General features: G+C 55.1%; 18 protein-coding genes. 7 read left to right on the top strand and 11 right to left on the bottom strand.

The features are described 5' to 3' along the window. Nucleotides 1-678 carry a GntR family transcriptional regulator gene (locus tag AC2FFB_RS08205; RefSeq protein ID WP_271948861.1) on the bottom strand — a complete coding sequence of 226 codons (678 nt, stop codon included), beginning with the start codon at nucleotides 676-678 and terminating at the stop codon, nucleotides 1-3. Nucleotides 679-835: 157 nt separating this feature from the next. Between AC2FFB_RS08205 and AC2FFB_RS08200 the strand changes: the two genes are divergently transcribed. Beyond that, the gene (locus AC2FFB_RS08200; protein WP_246097212.1) at nucleotides 836-1,873 is read left to right on the top strand and encodes a GlxA family transcriptional regulator; all 1,038 of its coding nucleotides are present in this window, start codon (nucleotides 836-838) and stop codon (nucleotides 1,871-1,873) included. A gap of 32 nt (nucleotides 1,874-1,905) precedes the next feature. Here AC2FFB_RS08200 and AC2FFB_RS08195 read toward each other — a convergent pair whose 3' ends face one another. The 6 genes from AC2FFB_RS08195 to AC2FFB_RS08170 all read right to left on the bottom strand — a co-directional run bounded on the left by AC2FFB_RS08195 (nucleotide 1,906) and on the right by AC2FFB_RS08170 (nucleotide 6,641). Then, a complete protein-coding gene (locus AC2FFB_RS08195; protein WP_496874770.1) occupies nucleotides 1,906-2,748 on the bottom strand; it encodes a fumarylacetoacetate hydrolase family protein in 843 nt (280 codons plus the stop codon). 19 nt (nucleotides 2,749-2,767) lie between these two features. Then, entirely contained in the window at nucleotides 2,768-3,523 is a 756-nt protein-coding gene (locus AC2FFB_RS08190; RefSeq protein ID WP_142636305.1) for an SDR family oxidoreductase, read from the bottom strand. A gap of 86 nt (nucleotides 3,524-3,609) precedes the next feature. Continuing rightward, a complete protein-coding gene (locus tag AC2FFB_RS08185; RefSeq protein ID WP_496689340.1) occupies nucleotides 3,610-4,440 on the bottom strand; it encodes an amidohydrolase family protein in 831 nt (276 codons plus the stop codon). Next, on the bottom strand, nucleotides 4,437-4,865 hold the full coding sequence (locus AC2FFB_RS08180) for an RbsD/FucU family protein (protein WP_496874769.1): 429 nt from the start codon (nucleotides 4,863-4,865) through the stop codon (nucleotides 4,437-4,439). The genes AC2FFB_RS08185 and AC2FFB_RS08180 overlap by 4 nt, the downstream gene beginning before the upstream one ends. Beyond that, nucleotides 4,855-5,907 carry an aldo/keto reductase gene (locus AC2FFB_RS08175; RefSeq protein ID WP_496874768.1) on the bottom strand — a complete coding sequence of 351 codons (1,053 nt, stop codon included), beginning with the start codon at nucleotides 5,905-5,907 and terminating at the stop codon, nucleotides 4,855-4,857. The genes AC2FFB_RS08180 and AC2FFB_RS08175 overlap by 11 nt, the downstream gene beginning before the upstream one ends. After that, complete coding sequence (locus tag AC2FFB_RS08170; RefSeq protein WP_496697013.1) at nucleotides 5,904-6,641, bottom strand: GntR family transcriptional regulator; 738 nt, start codon at nucleotides 6,639-6,641, stop codon at nucleotides 5,904-5,906. Before AC2FFB_RS08170 ends, AC2FFB_RS08175 begins: the two co-directional genes overlap by 4 nt. Nucleotides 6,642-6,724: 83 nt before the next feature. Between AC2FFB_RS08170 and AC2FFB_RS08165 the strand changes: the two genes are divergently transcribed. The 6 genes from AC2FFB_RS08165 to AC2FFB_RS08140 all read left to right on the top strand — a co-directional run bounded on the left by AC2FFB_RS08165 (nucleotide 6,725) and on the right by AC2FFB_RS08140 (nucleotide 14,497). After that, nucleotides 6,725-8,278, top strand: a complete 1,554-nt coding sequence (locus AC2FFB_RS08165; protein WP_496874800.1) for a UxaA family hydrolase — start codon at nucleotides 6,725-6,727, stop codon at nucleotides 8,276-8,278. Nucleotides 8,279-8,318: 40 nt separating this feature from the next. Then, nucleotides 8,319-9,845 carry a sugar ABC transporter ATP-binding protein gene (locus tag AC2FFB_RS08160; protein ID WP_271948851.1) on the top strand — a complete coding sequence of 509 codons (1,527 nt, stop codon included), beginning with the start codon at nucleotides 8,319-8,321 and terminating at the stop codon, nucleotides 9,843-9,845. Beyond that, nucleotides 9,842-10,849, top strand: coding sequence for an ABC transporter permease (locus tag AC2FFB_RS08155; RefSeq protein WP_496874767.1), 1,008 nt, complete (start codon nucleotides 9,842-9,844; stop codon nucleotides 10,847-10,849). Before AC2FFB_RS08160 ends, AC2FFB_RS08155 begins: the two co-directional genes overlap by 4 nt. Nucleotides 10,850-10,896: 47 nt before the next feature. Beyond that, a complete protein-coding gene (locus AC2FFB_RS08150; RefSeq protein WP_142636294.1) occupies nucleotides 10,897-11,841 on the top strand; it encodes an ABC transporter substrate-binding protein in 945 nt (314 codons plus the stop codon). 153 nt (nucleotides 11,842-11,994) lie between these two features. Further along, the gene (locus tag AC2FFB_RS08145; protein WP_281995091.1) at nucleotides 11,995-12,642 is read left to right on the top strand and encodes a GNAT family N-acetyltransferase; all 648 of its coding nucleotides are present in this window, start codon (nucleotides 11,995-11,997) and stop codon (nucleotides 12,640-12,642) included. A gap of 85 nt (nucleotides 12,643-12,727) precedes the next feature. Next, nucleotides 12,728-14,497: an adenylate/guanylate cyclase domain-containing protein gene (locus AC2FFB_RS08140; RefSeq protein ID WP_281286267.1), complete on the top strand. Its 1,770-nt coding sequence runs from the start codon at nucleotides 12,728-12,730 to the stop codon at nucleotides 14,495-14,497. A 52-nt stretch (nucleotides 14,498-14,549) separates the two neighbouring features. On the opposite strand, the gene AC2FFB_RS08135 is transcribed toward AC2FFB_RS08140, so the two are convergent. The 4 genes from AC2FFB_RS08135 to AC2FFB_RS08120 form a co-directional block, all read right to left on the bottom strand. Continuing rightward, complete coding sequence (locus tag AC2FFB_RS08135; RefSeq protein ID WP_246097208.1) at nucleotides 14,550-15,155, bottom strand: pentapeptide repeat-containing protein; 606 nt, start codon at nucleotides 15,153-15,155, stop codon at nucleotides 14,550-14,552. Between the two features lie 113 nt (nucleotides 15,156-15,268). Beyond that, on the bottom strand, nucleotides 15,269-16,564 hold the full coding sequence (locus tag AC2FFB_RS08130; protein ID WP_281972927.1) for a gluzincin family metallopeptidase: 1,296 nt from the start codon (nucleotides 16,562-16,564) through the stop codon (nucleotides 15,269-15,271). A gap of 44 nt (nucleotides 16,565-16,608) precedes the next feature. Continuing rightward, the gene (locus tag AC2FFB_RS08125; protein WP_496874766.1) at nucleotides 16,609-17,931 is read right to left on the bottom strand and encodes a TfuA-like protein; all 1,323 of its coding nucleotides are present in this window, start codon (nucleotides 17,929-17,931) and stop codon (nucleotides 16,609-16,611) included. Further along, a complete protein-coding gene (locus AC2FFB_RS08120; RefSeq protein WP_496874765.1) occupies nucleotides 17,928-19,133 on the bottom strand; it encodes a YcaO-like family protein in 1,206 nt (401 codons plus the stop codon). Before AC2FFB_RS08120 ends, AC2FFB_RS08125 begins: the two co-directional genes overlap by 4 nt.

Genomic DNA, 19,133 nt, shown 5'->3' with positions numbered 1-19,133 from the left:
TTAGCTCTCGGAACTGCGCGTTGCGGTGACCATCGCAAGCAAATGGTCTTTTGTACGCCCAATATGTTGGGTCAACAGCGCGCAGGCTTCCTCAACTTGCCCATTCTCGGCCAGCGTCAGCAGTTGGCGATGGTCCTTTTTCGCGGGCTCGCGTTGTTCCATAACGCTCAGGTGCATACGGACATAGCGATCGGACTGTAGATTGATCCGTTGTAGTATATCATTGGTGATCCCACGGCCTGCTGCAGCGTAAAGCGCATTGTGGTATTCGTAGTTCAAACCACCCCACCGCCCGACATCATAGGCTTCGTAGGACGTTTCCATTTCGTCCAGAAACCTTTCGCATTCGGCAAAATTTGCCTCGGTCATCTGTGGAATTGCACGCCTGAACAGGTCGACCTCCAACATTATCCGCAGGTCAAATATCTCACCGATTTCTGACAGCGAATGTCTTGTCACCGCAGCGCCGCGATTGTTGGTCAGCTGCACAAGACCCTCTGCATCAAGCCGTTTTAACGCTTCTCGTATGGGCATGCGTGACACGTCATAGTCTTCTGCCAGGGCTTCTTGACGGATGGCTTCACCTTCTGCCATCTCACCGCTTAGAATCCGCTCGCGCAGGTCATTTGTGATGACATCGGGCAAACTTTGCCTGGGAATTGCGCGGGTTCTTGGCATTGTTACAGTCTCTGCTGGTGTAATTTTGTATCCAAAATACAAAATAGACACCGATTTTCCAAGAGCCTTGCATTCACTAATGAATATAAAGTGTTGATTGATTTCAAGCCGCCTCGGCTGCCACAGTAAAAATGGTCACGTTCTATAAGGATTAAACATGAAAGAGGATCGTATGGATAATCCGCGCTTTTTGCCAAAAGGCGCAATTTCCGTGGACGTTTCCTATGACGGGCCGCCCAAGGCCTTCTATTTTCTGCTTTTACCCAACACGACGATGCTGGCTTTCAGTGCCGCGATTGAGCCTCTGCGCATATCAAATCAACTGTCCAGAAAGCAGCTGTTCGAATGGTACGTGCTCTCCACCGACGGAGAACCCGTGACCTGTTCCAACGGCATACGTGTTCAGGCGGATCACTCGGTCCATGACCTGGAGAAGGGAGCGTTTGTCTTTGTGTGTTCCGGAACGCAACCGATGAGGTCTTTCAACACAAATGTCCTGAACTGGATTCGGCGACAAAAGGCGCATGGATGTGAGTTCGGTGGGATTTGTACCGGTGCATTTGCCTTAGCAAAGGCGGGCGTGATCGGAACCAGAAACTTTACCGTCCATTGGGAAAACCGGCCTGGCTTTTGTGAGAACTTCCCAACAATGGAGCCGACCCAGAACCTCTATGAAATTGACGGGAAACTTAGAACATGCGGGGGCGGGCACGCCAGCACTGACATGATGCTTGAAGTTATCGAGGAATTGTTTGGCAACGCCTTGGCGAACAATGTTTCGGAAATGTGCCTGCACAGAAGGCTGGGAGAAGGCGGCAGCAAACAGGTATCGCCGGTTTCGGCGCTTTTGGGCACGCGAAATGCCAAATTGATCGAAGCGGTGCAAATCATGCGCGAGAATATTGAAACGCAGCTTAGCCTCGAGGCAATAGCGGATCAGGCGTCCCTGTCCCGGCGGCATATGGAGCGGCTATTCAGGCAGCACACTAACATGTCGCCGGGACGGTTCTATAATGAACTCAGGCTGGACCGTGCTTTTGCCCTGTTGAATGAAACAAACCTGAGCGTTTCTGAGATAGCCTTTGCATCCGGGTTTTCCAGTACGGATAGGCTTTCTGTGCATTTCCGGAACCGATTCAGAATATCACCGCATAATTTCCGGCGATCCTGGTCCGAGGAAACCCACCCAGAATGACTGGATGAGCACCACTTGATAGGTCCCAGGGACTATCCCTGTATAACGTTCTGACGTTGAACCCCCAGACCTTCGATCCCCAGTTCCATCTTGTCTCCAGGTTTGAGGTAAACCTGCGGATTTTGCCCCAGACCCACACCGGGGGGTGTCCCGGTCGAGATCACGTCGCCGGGTTGCAGTGACATGAATTGCGACAGGTGCGAGATCACCGCTGTGACACTGAAATGCATCGTTCTGGTCGAGCCATCCTGATACCGATGCCCGTTCACCTCAAGATACATTGGCAGGTCTTGGGGATCAGGGATTTCGTCCCGTGTCACCAGCCAGGGACCGATTGGGCCGAACGTATCTGCGGATTTACCTTTGACCCACTGACCTGAACGGTGCAGCTGAAAATCCCGTTCTGACAGGTCATTGATCACACAATATCCTGCCACATGGGTCAGTGCTTCATCCTCCGAGATGTATTTTGCTTCTTTTCCGATGACGACGCCCAGTTCCACCTCCCAGTCGGTCTTGACTGACCCGCGGGGGATTTCAACCGTGTCATCGGGGCCTATGATGGCGGATGTCGCTTTGAAAAAGACCACCGGCTCAGCAGGTAGGTCCATGCCGCTTTCGGCCGCGTGATCGGCAAAGTTTAAACCGATGCAGATGAACTTGCCGACACGTCCAACACAGGCGCCGATACGGCTGTCGGCATCGACGGGTGGCAGGGTTTCAAGATCCAGCGCGCGCAGCCGTGCGAGGGTTTCATCGCTAAGCGCTTCCCCAGCAATGTCGGCGACGATCCCCGACAGGTCCCGGATAGTGCCGTCTTTATCAACTATGCCCGGCTTTTCCGCGCCTGCTGGGCCGTATCGTAGCAATTTCATTTCACATTCCTCATTTGCTTCAGATCGTCCAGCCGCCATCAATGGCAAAGGGCTGTCCGGTTGTGTATTTGCTGGCATCGCTGGCCAGATAGAGCGCAAGTTCCGCGATCTCATCTGCGGTTCCGATGCGGCCCATGGGTTGCCGCGCGATAAAATCAGTCATTGCTTTCTCGTAATCCCCAGTTGCGCGCAACCGGTCGTGCAAGCTGGGGCTGTCGACAGTGCCGGGGCAGATCGCATTGCACCGGATGCCTTGAGTGACGAAATCGGCTGCGATCGATTTCGTCAGTCCGATTACGGCGGCTTTCGAGGCGCAGTATGCAAACCTGTTTGGAACGCCCTTCAACGAAGAGGCGACCGAAGACATGTTGATGATAGACCCGCCACCATGTTCCAGCATTGTTGGCAGGGCACATTGGATCAGCCGGTACATCGATTTGACGTTCAGCTCAAAACTGGAATCCCAGTCACGTTCATCACATTCCAGAATGGACCCGCCAGCCACATATCCTGCGCAGTTGAACAAAACATCCAACGGGGGCGTGCCCGCGACGAAGTCCTGCACTGCCGCCGCATCGGTTACGTCAAGTTTTACCGACGTAACGCCTTGGATATTTTGCAACTCTGCCAGAGAGGTATCATTAATGTCGCTGGCAAAAACCTGTGCACCTTCGGCGGCGAACAATTCGGCTGTTGCACGCCCTATGCCCTGTCCCGCGGCGGTGATCAGAGCAGTTTTTCCAGCCAGACGGCCAAGGTTTTCGGATGATGTCATATCTAATTCACTCTCCTTCTAAAATCCAAGCTTCTGGGAACCACGACGGCAAAATCCCATCGGCATACAGCCTCGGAAAGATCAATCTAGTTCCTGAGATCATAGGCATGGGCAGCATTACCGCCCCGTATCGCCTGATGCTCGTGTGGTGACAGACCGGTTAACAGCGTATCGGTCGCCTCGAGCCATCGTTCATAACTGCTGTTTAATGTGCAAACCGGCCAGTCGCTGCCCCAGATCAGGCGATAGGGCCCGAATGTGTTCAGCAGGTGATTCACATAAGGCTTCAAATCTTCTACCGTCCAATTCGCCCCGGCCTCGGTCACCAACCCGGAAAGTTTGCACCAGGCATTTGTATTTCGGGCCAATGTCGACATGTCTTCTTGCCAGCCCTCCATGACTCCCTCCCGGATCAGGGGCTTGGCACCGTGATCAATCACCGTGCGCATATGTGGGTGCCGATCCAGCAGCTGTTGAAGCGGCCCCAGATGTCGCGGCAGGGTCAGCGCATCAAAGGTAAGGTTTGACTGTTGCAGAGAGTCAAAAGCCGGTGTCAGCCCATCCTTGAGCATCCATAATGGGTCGGGAATGTCCTGAACCATGGGGCGCAAACCGACAAAAACCGGGTGGGCAGCCAGTCGTGCGATTTGTTCCGGTGCGTCGGCGGCCTCAAAATCAACCCATCCGACAACGCCTTTTATGAACGGGGCCTGCTCGGCGAGTGACAGCAGATATTCGGTCTCAGCAGCTGTCGGCGCAGCCTGTACTAAGACCGTACCGTCAATTCCCGCTCCTTTCAGCAATGGGGCCAGATCTGCGGGCGCGAAATCCGCGTAAATCGGCCCCAGATCCGGAGTCAGCCAGCCATAGTCTTCGCGCGCCAATGTCCAAAAATGCTGATGGGCGTCGATCTTCATCCAAGAACACCCTTTTTCAGGATGATGTTGCCATACAGCCGACGTTCGCCGGTTTGCACGATCGCAAAAGCTGTGGCCGCCCGGTCGTAAAAGGCGAAACGTTCAAGGCCCTGTATCGTGGCCGGGTGGTCCGCTATTTCGCTGATAATGGTCTGAAAATCGGCGATGGCCTCAGGTATAGCATCCGGATCGCCAACAACCTGCATGGTCAGGGCCGGGTCAGGGACAAATGTGTCCAACGGCATGACAGACAAAATAGCTCTTAGGATTTCGCTGGCGCTTGACCCGTCGGCACGTATGCAGCCCGGCCCAGAGTTGGAGCCGGGGAAATTCGCATCCGCAATCACGATTTCATCACCATGCCCCATAGCGCGCAGGGTGTACAACAGGTCAGGCGACAGGATGGGATCAATATTACGCAGCATAGGCAGCCTCTCCGGGAAGGGGGGCGTCGGAACGGATCAATCCTTCCGAACACAGATCAGACCAAAGCGCAGCGGGGATTTGACGTTCGAGCAGGGCCGCATTGGCCTGCACCTCGGCAGCATTCACCGCGCCGGGGACAACGGTTTTGACGCAGGGATGGCCAAGGACAAATTGCAAGGCAGCAGCGATCAGTGGTGTATCATGGGCTGAGCAGACAGCCTCGATCTGGCGAACTCGGGCAAGGATGTCTTCGGGTGCATCAGCATAATTGTATTTCGCACCGGGAACAGCGCCGGTTGCCAGGATACCCGAGTTGTACGGCCCGCCAAGAATTATGCCCACGTCCCGCTTTTCGCAAAGAGGTAGAAAGCTGTCTAAAGCGTCTTGTTCCAAGAGGGTATAACGGCCTGCCAGAAGAAACCCGTCAAAGTCGCCCAAGCCCAATAATCTTTCGCAGACCTGCCATTCATTTACACCTGCTCCAATGGCGGCGATTTCACCGGCTTCACGAAGTTCGACCAGAGCTTTGTATCCGCCGCCATCGAACAGTTCCCGGATCTTGGCATCAGATGCCTCCTGACTGCCCTGACTGAACGCACAGACGTCATGCACAAGCAGGATATCGGCGCATGAGACACCCAACCGGTCGCGGCTGGCGTCGTAGGATCGCATGACCCCGTCATAGGTATAGTCGAAAACGATACGTTTCTGCGGCACATCAACAAAGGCTTCGGGTGTGACCTGATGCGGTGCGCAATCCAGCAGCAGACGCCCGATCTTGGTCGAAAGTTGAATCTCTTCGCGTCCGAACCGGGCAATAGCCTGGCCAAATCGTTGCTCGGAGCGGCCCAACCCATATTGCGGTGCGGTGTCAAAAAATCGGATGCCCAAATCAAAGGCTGCCTGCAGCGCAGCCTGCGCATCCTCATCTGATACTTTGCGATAGAGATTCCCCAAAGGCGCGCCACCAAAACCCATCCGAGTCAGCGGAACGGGTCGCGCCGTGCGGCCATTTAGAAGCTCTGTTGCGGTAACTGTCATCCTGCCTCGCGTATTGGATGAGGGGAGTCCGTGAAAAGGTGGGACTGTTCCTGCTGCAAGCGTTGAATCCGAGGCATCAACTGCCCCAGATGACGTTGCATGGCGTCCTGTGCAGCTTTTTCATCTCTCTCAAGAATCGCGTTGAAAATGGCGCGGTGTTCGGCCAGTGTTTCCACAACCCGGCCCGGGGTGGGCAGCAGCAGCATTCGCGCTCTGGTCACTTGCAGTGAAACGGTTTGCGCGACGTCGCTTAACCTGTTGAATCCTGTGAATTTCATTAGCAGGCCGTGGAATTCTTCATCCGCCTCGTAAAAGCCTGGGACATCTTCATCTTCGATCAGCAGCTCTTGCAGACGCATGTTGCGGCCCAGTATCTTGCGCTGATCCTCGGTCAAATCGCGCGCGACTTTGGCGACCGTCGCAAGTTCAAGTGCTTCACGCAGGAACATGCCCTCGCGAATTTCGGACATCGAGAAATAGGATACGCGCGTGCCGGATTGGGGCACGACATCCACCAGACCCTCAGAAGCAAGTCGGGCAATCGCCTCGGTCACGGGCGCACGCGAAACGCCAAGGCGTTCGCATATCGGCGCCTTCCTGAGGTTGTCGCCCGGCGCGAAGTCCAGCGACAGGATTGCATGCTTGATTGAGAGGTAAACGCGCTGAGACAAAGAGCCCTCAGACGTAGAAATATCGCGCAGGTGCAGAGCGTTTATGTCCTGTGGTTTGTTCATATTTAGTGACCTAGCATACTAACATGTTAGTTGACAAGTGCGTGTCCGACGATTAGCAGTCGGGATCAGCAAACAGGAAAATGATGCAACCAGATCAGAAAATAAAGGCTTCTCAGCCCGCAGCGCGCGATACAGTCAGGTTGAACCCGGACGACAATATCGTCATTGCACTCCGAGATCTGAAGATCGGCACGCAGCCTTCAGGGCTGAATGTCCCGCTTCGGGATCAGGTTCTGCGTGGGCACAAGATTGCTATTGCCCCAATTTCTGCCGGAGAAAACGTCATTCGCTATGGTCAGATCATTGGTCAGGCAAAGGCAGATATCGCAGCCGGAGATCACGTCCATGTCCACAATCTTGGTATGGGGGCCCATCAGCAGGACTATGCCCATGCGACCGCAAATACCCCTTTGCCGCATATCGACGAAGAGCGGAGTTTTCTTGGGTATCACCGGTCCGATGGGAAGGTTGGCACGCGCAATTATATCGGAATTCTGACGACAGTGAATTGTTCGGGTTCAGTAGCCCGGTTCATCGCCGAAGCGGCCTTAAAACATGGGTTGCTTGATCCATATCCCAACGTGGACGGGGTGGTGCCCATCGTGCATGGCACGGGCTGCGGTATGTCGGCCAAGGATGACGGCTATGCTACGTTGATGCGCACCCTGGCCGGGTACGCCCAGCACCCGAACTTTGCCGGCATTCTGCTGATCGGGCTGGGATGTGAGGTCATGCAAGTGGCCAGTCTGGTTGATGGCCGCCCCATCCGCGAGGACGGTGCCTTGCGCTATATGACCATCCAAAACGAAGGCGGTACGCGCCGCACGATCGAGCGCGGGCTTGCCGAGCTGGAGGGGATCGCGCGGCTGGCCAATCAGGCGGTGCGCAAGCCCGCTCCGATCAGTGCGATTACGGTCGGGATGCAATGCGGTGGCTCGGATGGTTATTCCGGCATCACTGCCAATCCGGCGCTTGGATATGCCTCTGATCTGCTTGTGCGCCATGGCGGAACAACAATCCTGTCGGAAACCTCTGAAATTTATGGCGCCGAGCATCTTTTGACCCGGCGCGCAGAAACGCCGGAAATCGGCGAAAAACTGATCGAACGTATCCATTGGTGGGAAGATTACACCAAGCGCAATGGCGGCGAGATGGACAACAATCCAAGCCCCGGAAACAAGCGCGGTGGACTGACGACCATTCTTGAAAAGTCTCTGGGTGCGGTGGCCAAGGGGGGCACGGCCCCGATGCGCGACGTCTACAGATTTGGCGAAATTATCGACAAAAAGGGCTTTGTCTTCATGGACAGTCCCGGGTTCGATCCTTGCTCGGTCACTGGTCAGGTGGCGGCGGGTGCCAATTTGATCGTGTTTACCACCGGCAGGGGGTCGGTCTCCGGATATCAACCCACGCCCTGCATCAAGCTGGCGACGAATTCGGAAATGTACGCCCGCATGTCCGAGGACATGGATCTGAATTGCGGCGACATCGTCACTGACGGGGTCAGTATCGAGGCCAAGGGCGAAGAGTTGTTCGAAATGTTGATCCGTGTCGCATCGGGCGAACAAACAAAAAGCGAAGAGCTTGGTTTTGGGGGCGTTGAGTTTGTCCCCTGGCAAATCGGCGCTGTGATGTAGCCGCAGGTTCGTCAGAGGTAGGGGCAAAATGGGAGGAGAGATGGAAAAACTGGTCGAAATGAAGGGGATCGAAAAGTATTTCCCCGGTGTGCACGCGCTGAAATCCGTGCAGTTCGATCTGTTTTCGGGCGAAGTCCACGCGCTTATGGGGGAAAACGGGGCGGGGAAGAGTACGTTGATGAAAATCCTGTCCGGGATCTATCAGCGCGATGGCGGCGACTTGGCCATTCAAGGCAAATCAGCCAGTCCCACATCCCCGCGTGAGGCTCAGAACCTCGGGATCGGGATCATCCATCAGGAACTGAGTCTGATGAATGATCTGACCGTAGCGCAGAACATCTTTATCGGACGCGAGCCCCGGAAACGTTTTGGTCGCCTGGACGAGGCCGCGCTGAACGCTCAAACCGCTGAAATCTTCGGGGCGATGAACCTGAACCTTGATCCCAAAGCGCTGGTCGGCGGGTTGACCATTGCCAAGCAGCAGATGGTCGAAATTGCCAAGGCGCTGTCCTATCGCTCCAAGGTTCTGGTCATGGACGAACCGACCGCAGCCCTGAACGACGCCGAGATTGCCGAGCTGTTCGTCATCATCCGCCGCCTGAGGGCGGAAGGGGTGGGGATTGTCTATATCAGCCACAAAATGGACGAGCTGAAACAAATCGCCGACCGTGTGACTGTCATGCGCGACGGTGAATATGTTGGCACTGTCGGTGCCAGTGACACGCCGATCAGCAAAATCATTGCGATGATGGTTGGGCGCGAAGTATCCGAAGACCCTCTGGATGTGCCGGACCTGAGCGATGCCGAGGTTTCTCTGGAAGTCGCAGGACTGACGCGGGGCACGGATCTGAAAGATGTCAGCTTTTCGGTCCGGAAGGGTGAAATCTTGGGCTTTGCTGGGCTGATGGGGGCAGGGCGGACCGAAGTTGCGCGGGCAATCTTTGGGGCTGACACTATCGATGGCGGTGAAATCCGGGTACATGGGCAGATCGTGCCCATCCGTTCCCCTGTGGATGCCGTGCGGGCCGGGATCGGGTACCTGTCCGAGGATCGCAAGCATTTCGGCCTCGCCACGGGAATGAACGTCCGCGACAATATCGCTCTGGCTTCGATGGATAGGTTTACCAGTGCCACCGGTGTTCTGAACGATAGCGAAATCAGCACTACGGCCAAAGGCTATATCGCCCAGCTTGGCATTCGCACACCCTCGGATGTGCAAGAGGTGCGCCTGTTGTCCGGCGGCAATCAGCAAAAGGTAGTCATCGCAAAATGGCTTCTGCGAGATTGCGACATCCTGATCTTTGACGAACCCACGCGCGGTATTGATGTCGGTGCAAAATCGGAAATCTACAAACTGCTCGAAGAACTGGCCGCGCAGGGAAAGACGATCATCGTGATCTCATCCGAATTGCCGGAAATCATGCGCCTCAGCCACCGAATTGCCGTCATGTGCGAAGGCCGGCTGACCGGAATTCTGCCCGGCGGAAACAACACCACTCAGGAAGACATCATGCATCTGGCCACCCAACGCACGGCGGCGATGCAGGTCACAGGGACAGCAATATGACCACAGCAACGGATATAGACAAGAAAAAGCCCCTGGCGGGCCTGTCGGAAAGCGGCGCGTATCAAAAGCTGCTGGCCTTTGCCAGTCTCATCGCCCTGTTGATCGGCTTTTCGATCGCATCGCCGAACTTCATGCAGACCTCGAACATAATAGCCATTCTGCAGGCAACTTCGGTCAACGGCGTACTGGCCGTTGCCGCAACTCTGGTGATCATCACGGGCGGAATCGACCTGTCGGTTGGCACTTTGATGACCTTCTGCGCCGTGATTGCGGGCGTAGCCCTGACTTATCTCGGCATGCCCCTGCTTTTGGGTGTTGCTGCAGCCATTGCAGCGGGTGCGTTTTGTGGTCTGTGTTCGGGCACATTTGTGGCCAAAATGAAAATCCCGCCCTTCATCGCGACGCTGGGCATGATGCTGATCCTCAAGGGTCTATCGCTGGTTATCTCGGGCACACGACCGATCTATTTCAATGACACGCCTGGTTTCGATCAGATCTCGCGCGGGTCTCTGATCGGAGAAATCGTTCCCTCGGTGCCTATCCCGAACGGCGTGCTGATCTTGTTTTTGGTCGCGATTGCAGCATCCTATATCCTCAGCCGTACTGTTCTGGGCCGCTATACGTTTGCTTTGGGATCAAACGAAGAGGCGGTCCGCTTGTCGGGTGTCAACACCGACGCCTGGAAGATGCGAATCTACGCGCTGGCCGGGGGAATTTGCGGCATCGGCGGCATCCTGATCGCCTCGCGCCTGAACTCGGCACAACCCGCTTTGGGGCTGGGATACGAACTTGAGGCCATCGCGGCTGTGGTCATTGGCGGAACCTCTCTGTCCGGCGGGCGCGGCACGATCCTGGGAACGCTCATCGGCGCGCTTATCATGGCTGTCCTGACCAATGGGCTGCGCGTTCTATCTGTAGCGCAGGAATGGCAGACCGTTGTCACCGGCGCGATCATCATTCTGGCCGTCTATGCCGACATGGCGCGGCGCAAGAAGACCGGGTGAACAATTTTAGGACCAAAGAAGATGACGACCAACTGGAGGAGAATATCATGTTAACACGTCGTTTCGTTCTGGGGGCGCTCAGCGCAGCCACCCTCGCAGCTCCGGCCTCGATGGCCATGGCGGAAGAAATCTATATTCCGCTGGTATCCAAAGGGTTCCAGCACCAATTCTGGCAGGCGGTAAAGCAGGGCGCCGAACAGGCAGCCGAAGAGTTTGACGTCACAATCACATTCGAAGGACCGGACAACGAAACGATGGTCGACCGTCAGATCGACATGCTCGCCGCAGCACTGGCAAACAATCCCAAAGCTATCGGCTTTGCCGCACTCGACAGTCAGGCCGCCATTCCGTTGCTGAAGCAGGCAAATGACAAGGGTATCCCGATCATCGCTTTTGACAGCGGTGTCGACAGTGATATTCCTGTTTCTACTGCCACAACTGATAACCTAGCTGCAGCGGGGCTTGCCGCTGACAAAATGGCCGAAAAGATTGGTGGAAAAGGCAAAGTTGCAGTGGTAGCCCACGACCAGACCAGCCGCACTGGCATTGACCGCCGCGATGGATTTGTGAACCGCATTGCGGAAAAATACCCTGATATCGAGGTTGTCACCGTTCAGTACGGGCAGGGCGATCATCTGAAATCAACCGAGGTGACAAAAGCGATCCTCACTGCAAACCCCGATCTGGATGGTATTTTTGGCACCAATGAAGGCTCTGCCATTGGTGTCGTGAACGGGGTACAGGAATTGGGCACCGAAGGCCTTGTCATCATTGGCTATGACAGCGGCAAAGCCCAAAAAGACGCGATCAAAAGTGGTCTGATGACCGGGGCAATCACCCAGAACCCGGTTGGTATCGGCTATGAAACGGTCAAGGCGGCCGTCGCGGCGATGAAAGGCGAAGAAGTCCCCGCCCTAATCGACACCGGCTTTTACTATTACGATGCTTCCAATATTGACGATCCGAAGATCGCGGCAGTTCTTTACGACTAAGAGCCTGACAGCTTAATACGGACCGGTTCGCCCGATCGGCGGACCGGTTTTTTTGTCTTACTGGGTTGCAACAATCATCTTTTCTGTTTGCGGCGTTTTCATGCTATCCTCTACAGGTTATTTTTTTGATGTTTATTAAAGGTTGAAATTCCGGTGAAAAAAAAGCCCAGCAACAAGACCTATGTCCTGCGTCCCCTGGAAAAATCCGATCTTGAGACAATTCTGCCCTGGTTTCAAAATGTAGAGGATTTAGCCAAATTCGAACGCGTGTCCCGAATTCCTCTTAATCTTGCACAGACAGAGGAAAGCTGGAGCGACATGTTCACCGGCTCAGCCATCGGCCGCAGGTGTTGGTTCGTTGTTGAGAATTCGGCGGGAAAACTGGTCGGCATGAGCGGCCTCGAGGGGATATCGCCGATCAATCGCGATGCTGTCGTTGCGATGTTCGTCGATCATTCGGTGCGCCGCCATGGAGTTGGTATCAGGGCGACGGCTTTGGTCGCCGATTTCGCCTTTCGACAACTGGGGCTGAACCGGCTGACGTCGTATTATAGGGCGGATAATGTCAGCAGCAGAGACCTGGTTGCCAGACTGGGGTGCCAGATCGAGGGGTCGATGCGTCAGGCCTGGTTTGCAGATGGTCAATTTCACGATATGGTTGTGGTCGGGTTGCTGAGCAGCGGTTGGTTCGAAAACCGAAATTCACTGGCGAAAGAATTGGGCGGTGAAACCATCGTTAAGCTTGGCAATAATGCCTCGGATTGCTGGTGTTGGCCCCCGCAAGAGACTGGGTCGGACTAAGAGACGTTATTACCAATCGTTTCAAATCTTTTTTTGTTATACAAAAGTTAGGGTTCGTTCAGAACTCAGGAATCGAGTACCGCCAGTGAATACAGTTAACCCGAATTCATCAATCACTCAGAAGCTGGGTGCAGTCTTATTTGCAGATGTCGTCGGCTATTCTCGCCTGATGAGTGAGAACGAACTCGACACCTACAACGCTTTGAAGACACTTCTATCGCAGATCGAAGCCGCATGCGCCCGTTATCAGGGGCGTGTGGTCGAAGTGCGCGGTGACGGCATCCTGGCCCTGTTTGAAACAGCGACCAGCGCGGTCGAATTTGGTGTTGAGCTGCACCAAATTTCTGCCCAGCACAACGATTCAGGATCAGATCAACAGCAAATCAAGTTTCGCGTTGGCATCCATCTTGGAGAGATCCTAATAGATGAGCGTGGAATTCATGGCGACAACGTCAACATTGCAGCGCGATTGCAAGAAATTGCGGAACCCGAGCGGGTCTATGTCAGCTCTGCGGTGTATGATCAGGTTTGTAACCGGTTGCGGTATGGGTACGAATTTCTTGGTCCGCAGCATCTGAAGAACATTCTTTCGCCGGTTTCAACCTACTGTGTCCGCAGCGAGGTTGCCGGTGCTACTTTGGCGGGCACTATGCGTCCCGACGCTATTGTCGATCTGTTGGAACGCCCGGACACTCCGTCGGTCGCTGTGCTACCGTTCAGCATCAGCGGCGGGGATGAGTCTGACGGCTGGATTGCCGATGGTCTGACCGACGACATCATTCTGAACCTTTCCAAATTCAGAAACCTTTTCGTCATCGCCCGAAACTCATCATTCTTCTTCAGGGCGCAGTCCATGCCACCGAAGGAAGCCGCAAGAAAGCTGAATGTCCGGTATATCGCCCGTGGCAGTGTGCGTCGCTCTTCCAGTCGAATCCGCATTACTGCGGAACTGGTCGATGCTAACACTGAACGCACGATTTGGGGTGAGCGGTTTGATCGAAACATTGACGATATATTTGATATTCTGGACGAGGTGACTGAATGTATTGTCGCGGCCACGGCCGTAATGATCGAATCCCATGAGCGCCAAGTTATGGTTCAGGCCGTTCCTTCAGATCTGGAGGCATATGGCTCTGTCCTGCAGGGGCAGCAGCACATCTTCAAATACACGCGCAACGACAACCGCAAGGCACAGAATTTCTATCAATCTGCGCTGGAAAGGGACGGCAACTATGCCCGTGCCGCCGCCGCCTTGTCCCGAACGTTGAATCTGGATTGGCGATACTCGTGGACCGAAGATCCAGGCAGTGCATTCGAGCAGGCGCTGTCTTTGGCACAGCGGTCGATCGAATTGGACCCGACAGACGCACGGGGATTTGGCGAGCTGGGATTTGTCCATCTGTATCGCAAGGAACATAGTGCGGCGCTACAGTCTTACCAACGTGCTTTGGCTCTCAACCCCAATGATGCGGATATGCATTCGGATTTCGCCGATGCGCTTGCACATTCGGGGGAAAATGAGACCGCCATCACGCATCTGCAACAGGCCATGCGTCTGAACCCGTACTTTCCGGATCAGTATCTCTGGCACCTCGGCGGCGCCTATTACAATCTCAGGCGCTATGAAGATGTTATCGAAACCGTCAACAAGATGAACAATCCGACCGAGGGTCAACGGATGCTGGCCGCCAGCCATGCGCAGCTGGGCAACATGGATATGGCACGTATGATTGCTGAAAAGCACCGCGCCGCACACCCGAACTTTTCTTTGTCACGCTGGGCCAAGGTGCTGCCCGACCGTCTGGAAGACGACACGCAGCACTTTGTCGAAGGGCTGAAAAAAGCGGGATTTTAGAACGGAAAAAGGCGCGAGATCCCGCGCCTTCTTTGCTGACTTTGTCCGAAGATCAGTCGCCGCCGCGTACTTTGGCTCCGCTAACCTTGGCGCCACTGACCTTGGCACCGCTGACTTTCGCGCCACTGACCTTGGCACCACTCACTTTGGCACCGCTGACCTTTGCACCGCTGATAGCAGGGCTGTCAAAGCCAAAATAGAGGTCTAGAAGAACCTGTTCGAACTGGCCTGTCATGACATCCATGCGCATGGTCTGATCGGACTTATCATAGCTCCAGAACTTGATACCGTCAGCGACCTGATAGTCCGCCGCCGCAACACCGCCAATCGAAGGATCCGTGGGCGCGCGCGAGGCCTGGTTTGGTGGCTCGCCCTTTTTGGCGACATCTTGACCATCGCCGTGAACCAGGAAAATCACCGGCTCGGGCAGGTCGTAGTAGGTGCCTTCATAGGCAAACCCGTAGATCTTGGCAAATTTGGCTTCGTCATTTCCTGAATTCGCGAGTTGCTCATCAAGATGTTTGTTGTTGCCTTTTCCTCTGCTTTTCTTTTTCGCAGGGTCGTAATCCAAATCGTCGATAACTCTGCCGTAAATCAACACTTCCGAAAAACTGAGCAAGGATTCCGCCATAAACTCATCTCCCAAATATGGGTCCATCACCCGAACCCCCTTCGATTAAATCCCGAGGATGACCGCATCGGTGTCTCCTCAAAAATCACCCCGCCTCTAAATGCCATAAATCTGCCGAAAAAAAAAGAATTTTGCTGTCATCAGTCTGGAACCTGCGTGCGGACGGAGTGTGCGTGACTGTCTTCATCAGGGTCAGGCAGCCGCGGACCGGCAGTTGCCACCCCGATATCACGCATCCGAAAGTTTCCTTCGATGATCCGCCGGAAGGCACCCCCGGTAATTTCCTGATCCACCGCCAGCATGGCCTTTTCGACACCGAAATAGCTGAGCATATCGGCGTCCAACATGCTCCAAGCGTCGGCCAGATAGGTGCCCAGGAAATCGCGCGCCTCAAGAAGTGCTACGCGGAATCCATCGGGGTTTTCGGCATATCGCTTGTCAAAAATACCCTGCATGACCTCGCTGTAATCGGGTGAATCCTCTAGCTGATCGGACAGGTCTTCCTCTGCCTGTGTGATAAGGCCATGAACCAACAGGCGCTCATGATAGATGTCCACCAAAATGTCGAACATTGCACCTGTCAGTGGCTCGGAAAGTGCATGTTCACTGGACCATCCGGCAGCGAATTCCGATAGTGACCGGTTGTTTGCGGCCGTTCTGATCTGTGCATTTTCCGAAAGCTCGGCAAAGCGATTCAGTCGATTGAAGCTGTAGAGATTGCCTTTGGTGTTTTCCAACAGCGCCTCTACCACCGAGCCAAAATGCAAAGAGGCCAGAAGCGCCACCATATCGGCGGCGGATTCATGGAACCCGTAATACTCACCCGAGACATCTCCGTCGGTGGGCATGCCCACGACGCTGTAAATGATTGAGTGGCCGATTTCATGTGCGACCACGTCGAAATTCAGGCTGTAGGGGCGATATTCGTCCCCGTGTTCATGGGTGCCCCCGGTTTCAAGGAAACCCCAACCGATATGCGCATTGTCCAGGCTTGGCAGCAGCGACAGTTCGAGCCGGTTAAAATCACGGGCGAAATGCCATGGGATTGGTCGGTCAAAATAGCCCTGCCAGACGTCCATCGTGAAATGCGCCGAGCCAAACAGATGCGCTGCCTCAAAAGCCGGGTCCGACGGGCCAATATGGATAAAGTTACCGAACTCATCAGGCATTGCCGGGGGATGGATATATCCGTTCCAGGGCGGCAGATACATTCCCGGACCATCCGGTCCGGGCACGATGGCCCCATAGGGTGTAGTCTTTCCGACAGGGTTAACCGTGTACATGCGCGGACCCGATGGACCAGGGCCGATACTGCCCTGCGGGGCCGATATTTCGACTAGCTCAAGCTGTGGGTCCTCTTCCAGAAAAGGGGATTGCGGATACAGCAGAAATCGCGTTCCAGGCTCTTCTTCATCAAGGTGATCTGGTAAGTTCACAATACCCCCCTTTCAGGCCACGCCTCGGATCCGCCTTGGGGCGGCTAGTCAACGGTACTATTTAATCCGGCATCCGCGTGACAAAACAAATACTCTGCTTCTATCAAATCAAAAAATGCTTCCCGCCCGGCCAATCCAAGTGAAACTGCATATGATTCAAGATCATCCGGCACTGGTTGGTCAAGCTGTGTTTCAAAATACCACATAACCATAGGTAGGCGCCTGCTTGCGGGACCGCCTCGGGCAGTCAATGATTCAGCTCCCCTTTGTGCCTTGCGATGGGCACGATCCCGCAATTCGGCATAGCTCCCGTCACGGCGCAACTCGCGCAAAAGCGATGTCTCAAGGACCGAAGCCCGAGAGGTAATATGGCCGTGCACCCGAGCGGCATCGGCCAGCATCGCCTCGTATTCCTCGACACTCAGATCATTCTCGTCCAGCCATGCCATCAAAGCGGCGCGGCGCGACAGGCCGGCTTTTTGCCGGTGCGCATCCATCTGTGCCATCAGGGCAGGGCGGTCAGGCTCTTCATCCCGCCGATCAGCCTCTTCCCGCGCCAGCAGAGTCAGCGCGGCCCGTTCACGCAGCCGCGTATACATGTCCGGGTTCAGCCTGACTTCGTCGATAACCGCCTGATCGGCCTTCTGATCGGCATCCACTCGGGCACGCAGCCCTTTCCACATCAGCGTTTCTTCGGTCGGTTGCTGCGTCGCCGGGAAGGGTAGGTCGTTTGCCAGATCTTCGGCCATACGCCCAAGCATCTCAACGGCATCACGCGCTTTTGCATCGACCTTGCCGTTTGGCAGCCAGTCCACAAAACTCTGGATATCAGAAAGCCCGTTCAACGCGTCAATTATGTTAGGCCAACTGCGCTGACGATAGTTCAAGCCTTTGGCAATCCGCAGAACCTCTGCGGCACGTTCAGCGACCAACATGCCTAGATTATGTGCCTCCTCAACCGTTGCTCGGACCGAAACCATGGGTTCGCTCAATGGCAAATAGCCCAATTCTGCCGGGCTGTGCAGGACCGCAACTTCGTCGTCATCCTGCAGGGTTTGGCTGTAGAAATCCTCAAAGATTCGACCCACGCCGATCATACCAAAATCAACCAACTCTGCCGCGCGCAAAGCACCCATGCTGGCACTGCCATAAACGGGGATTCCCTGATTCATGGCCCAAAGAATCTCTTTGTGCCAGACCGACGGGACGCCCTCAAAAAAGCCGTCTATTATCCCGATCGCGCGCGGACGATCACGTGCCACGCGATATACGTCCCCCTGCCGGACCGGGGGCAAGATCACAGGGTCTAAGCATTGGGCCACAGCATCGGCTGTCAACGTCGGGCCCACAAAAATAACGACACTCATCCGTATGTTTCCATTACACGCTGCGCGCGTTCCCCGGCGATGTAATCGGGGTCGTCATGAGGCGCTTCAAGCCCCGGTATGACAGCTCGGACAACGGCGATCTCATATTCCGGGCGCGATAGATCGACCGTGATCACCTGCGAAATACCTACAGTTTCGAGGCGGGTAGTCAGCAAGTTCAAATCCTCTTGGAATGATCCGGTGGCATATGTCGGAGTATTCGAAAAATCCTGCGTCGCGTCCGAACTGTCTATCTGATTGCGAATATAGGCACATCTTTCTATCTGCGCCTGGTCAGTAAACTCTTCTGGGTCCAGATCATCACGCGCGCCAGAGATATAGGTGAGGCGGGTTTGTGCCGCTTCGGTCAGGGCCCGCAACAAAGCAATGGCGCGATCTGGATGGCAGCCATCACCGATACCGATGTGGCCGTTCTGCCCGTCCGGCTCGCAGATCGTACAGCGGAAACAGGCGATTCCGATGTCCGAGGTGGTGTCCCAGATGCCCAGGTTCAGGCCCGCCGCCTCAACCATGCTTATTGCGTCCTTGCACCTCTCATCATCGATAGTGTCTGGGTGGATCCGTGCTGGCGCGGACTGAAATTGCCACAGTGTGGTGGCATCGCGTTCGATGAGTTCAAAGATCGCATGGCAACTGGCTTCAAACAGGTTGTTGCCGGATGCCAAACCGTTTGTCGTTCTGGGAAAAGCAACCTGCCCACCCATCGGCAAAGACGTATAATCGGTATCGACCATCTCCATTGGAACCCAACGGGCGCAAGTGGAATTCAAATCCCGACCCTCTACCCACAATCTGTTCGCATCAGGATCAAATCGGCCACCAGTCACGCGAGGTAGCTTATCAACATCCACCACCGGCGCATCGCGCGCTATATCGGTAAATCGTGCCAGACGTTGAGGCGCCGTTACCCGTTCCGCGTGCCAGCTTTCGATCGCTTCCATAACCCCCGACGCTTGCGCGGCCGGGACTGACAATCCCTTGCCGAGCGACACCGAAACCGATCGGGAATTCGGGCGCGCAACCATGACCGTGGGCAATCCGATACGATCCAGGCCGGTTAAGTTCGCAATTCGAGTAATGCCCATTTCACGCAAATAGGGCGTTACGATTTCCAATGTTTGGCTGGGGCTTCGCAGGCGATGAGTATCAAGCACATATTGCTTTTCCGATACGTCAGACAT

It is taken from the genome of Ruegeria sp. YTSA219 (genome assembly GCF_059609985.1).
This window is presented reverse-complemented; position numbering and strand designations above follow the sequence as displayed.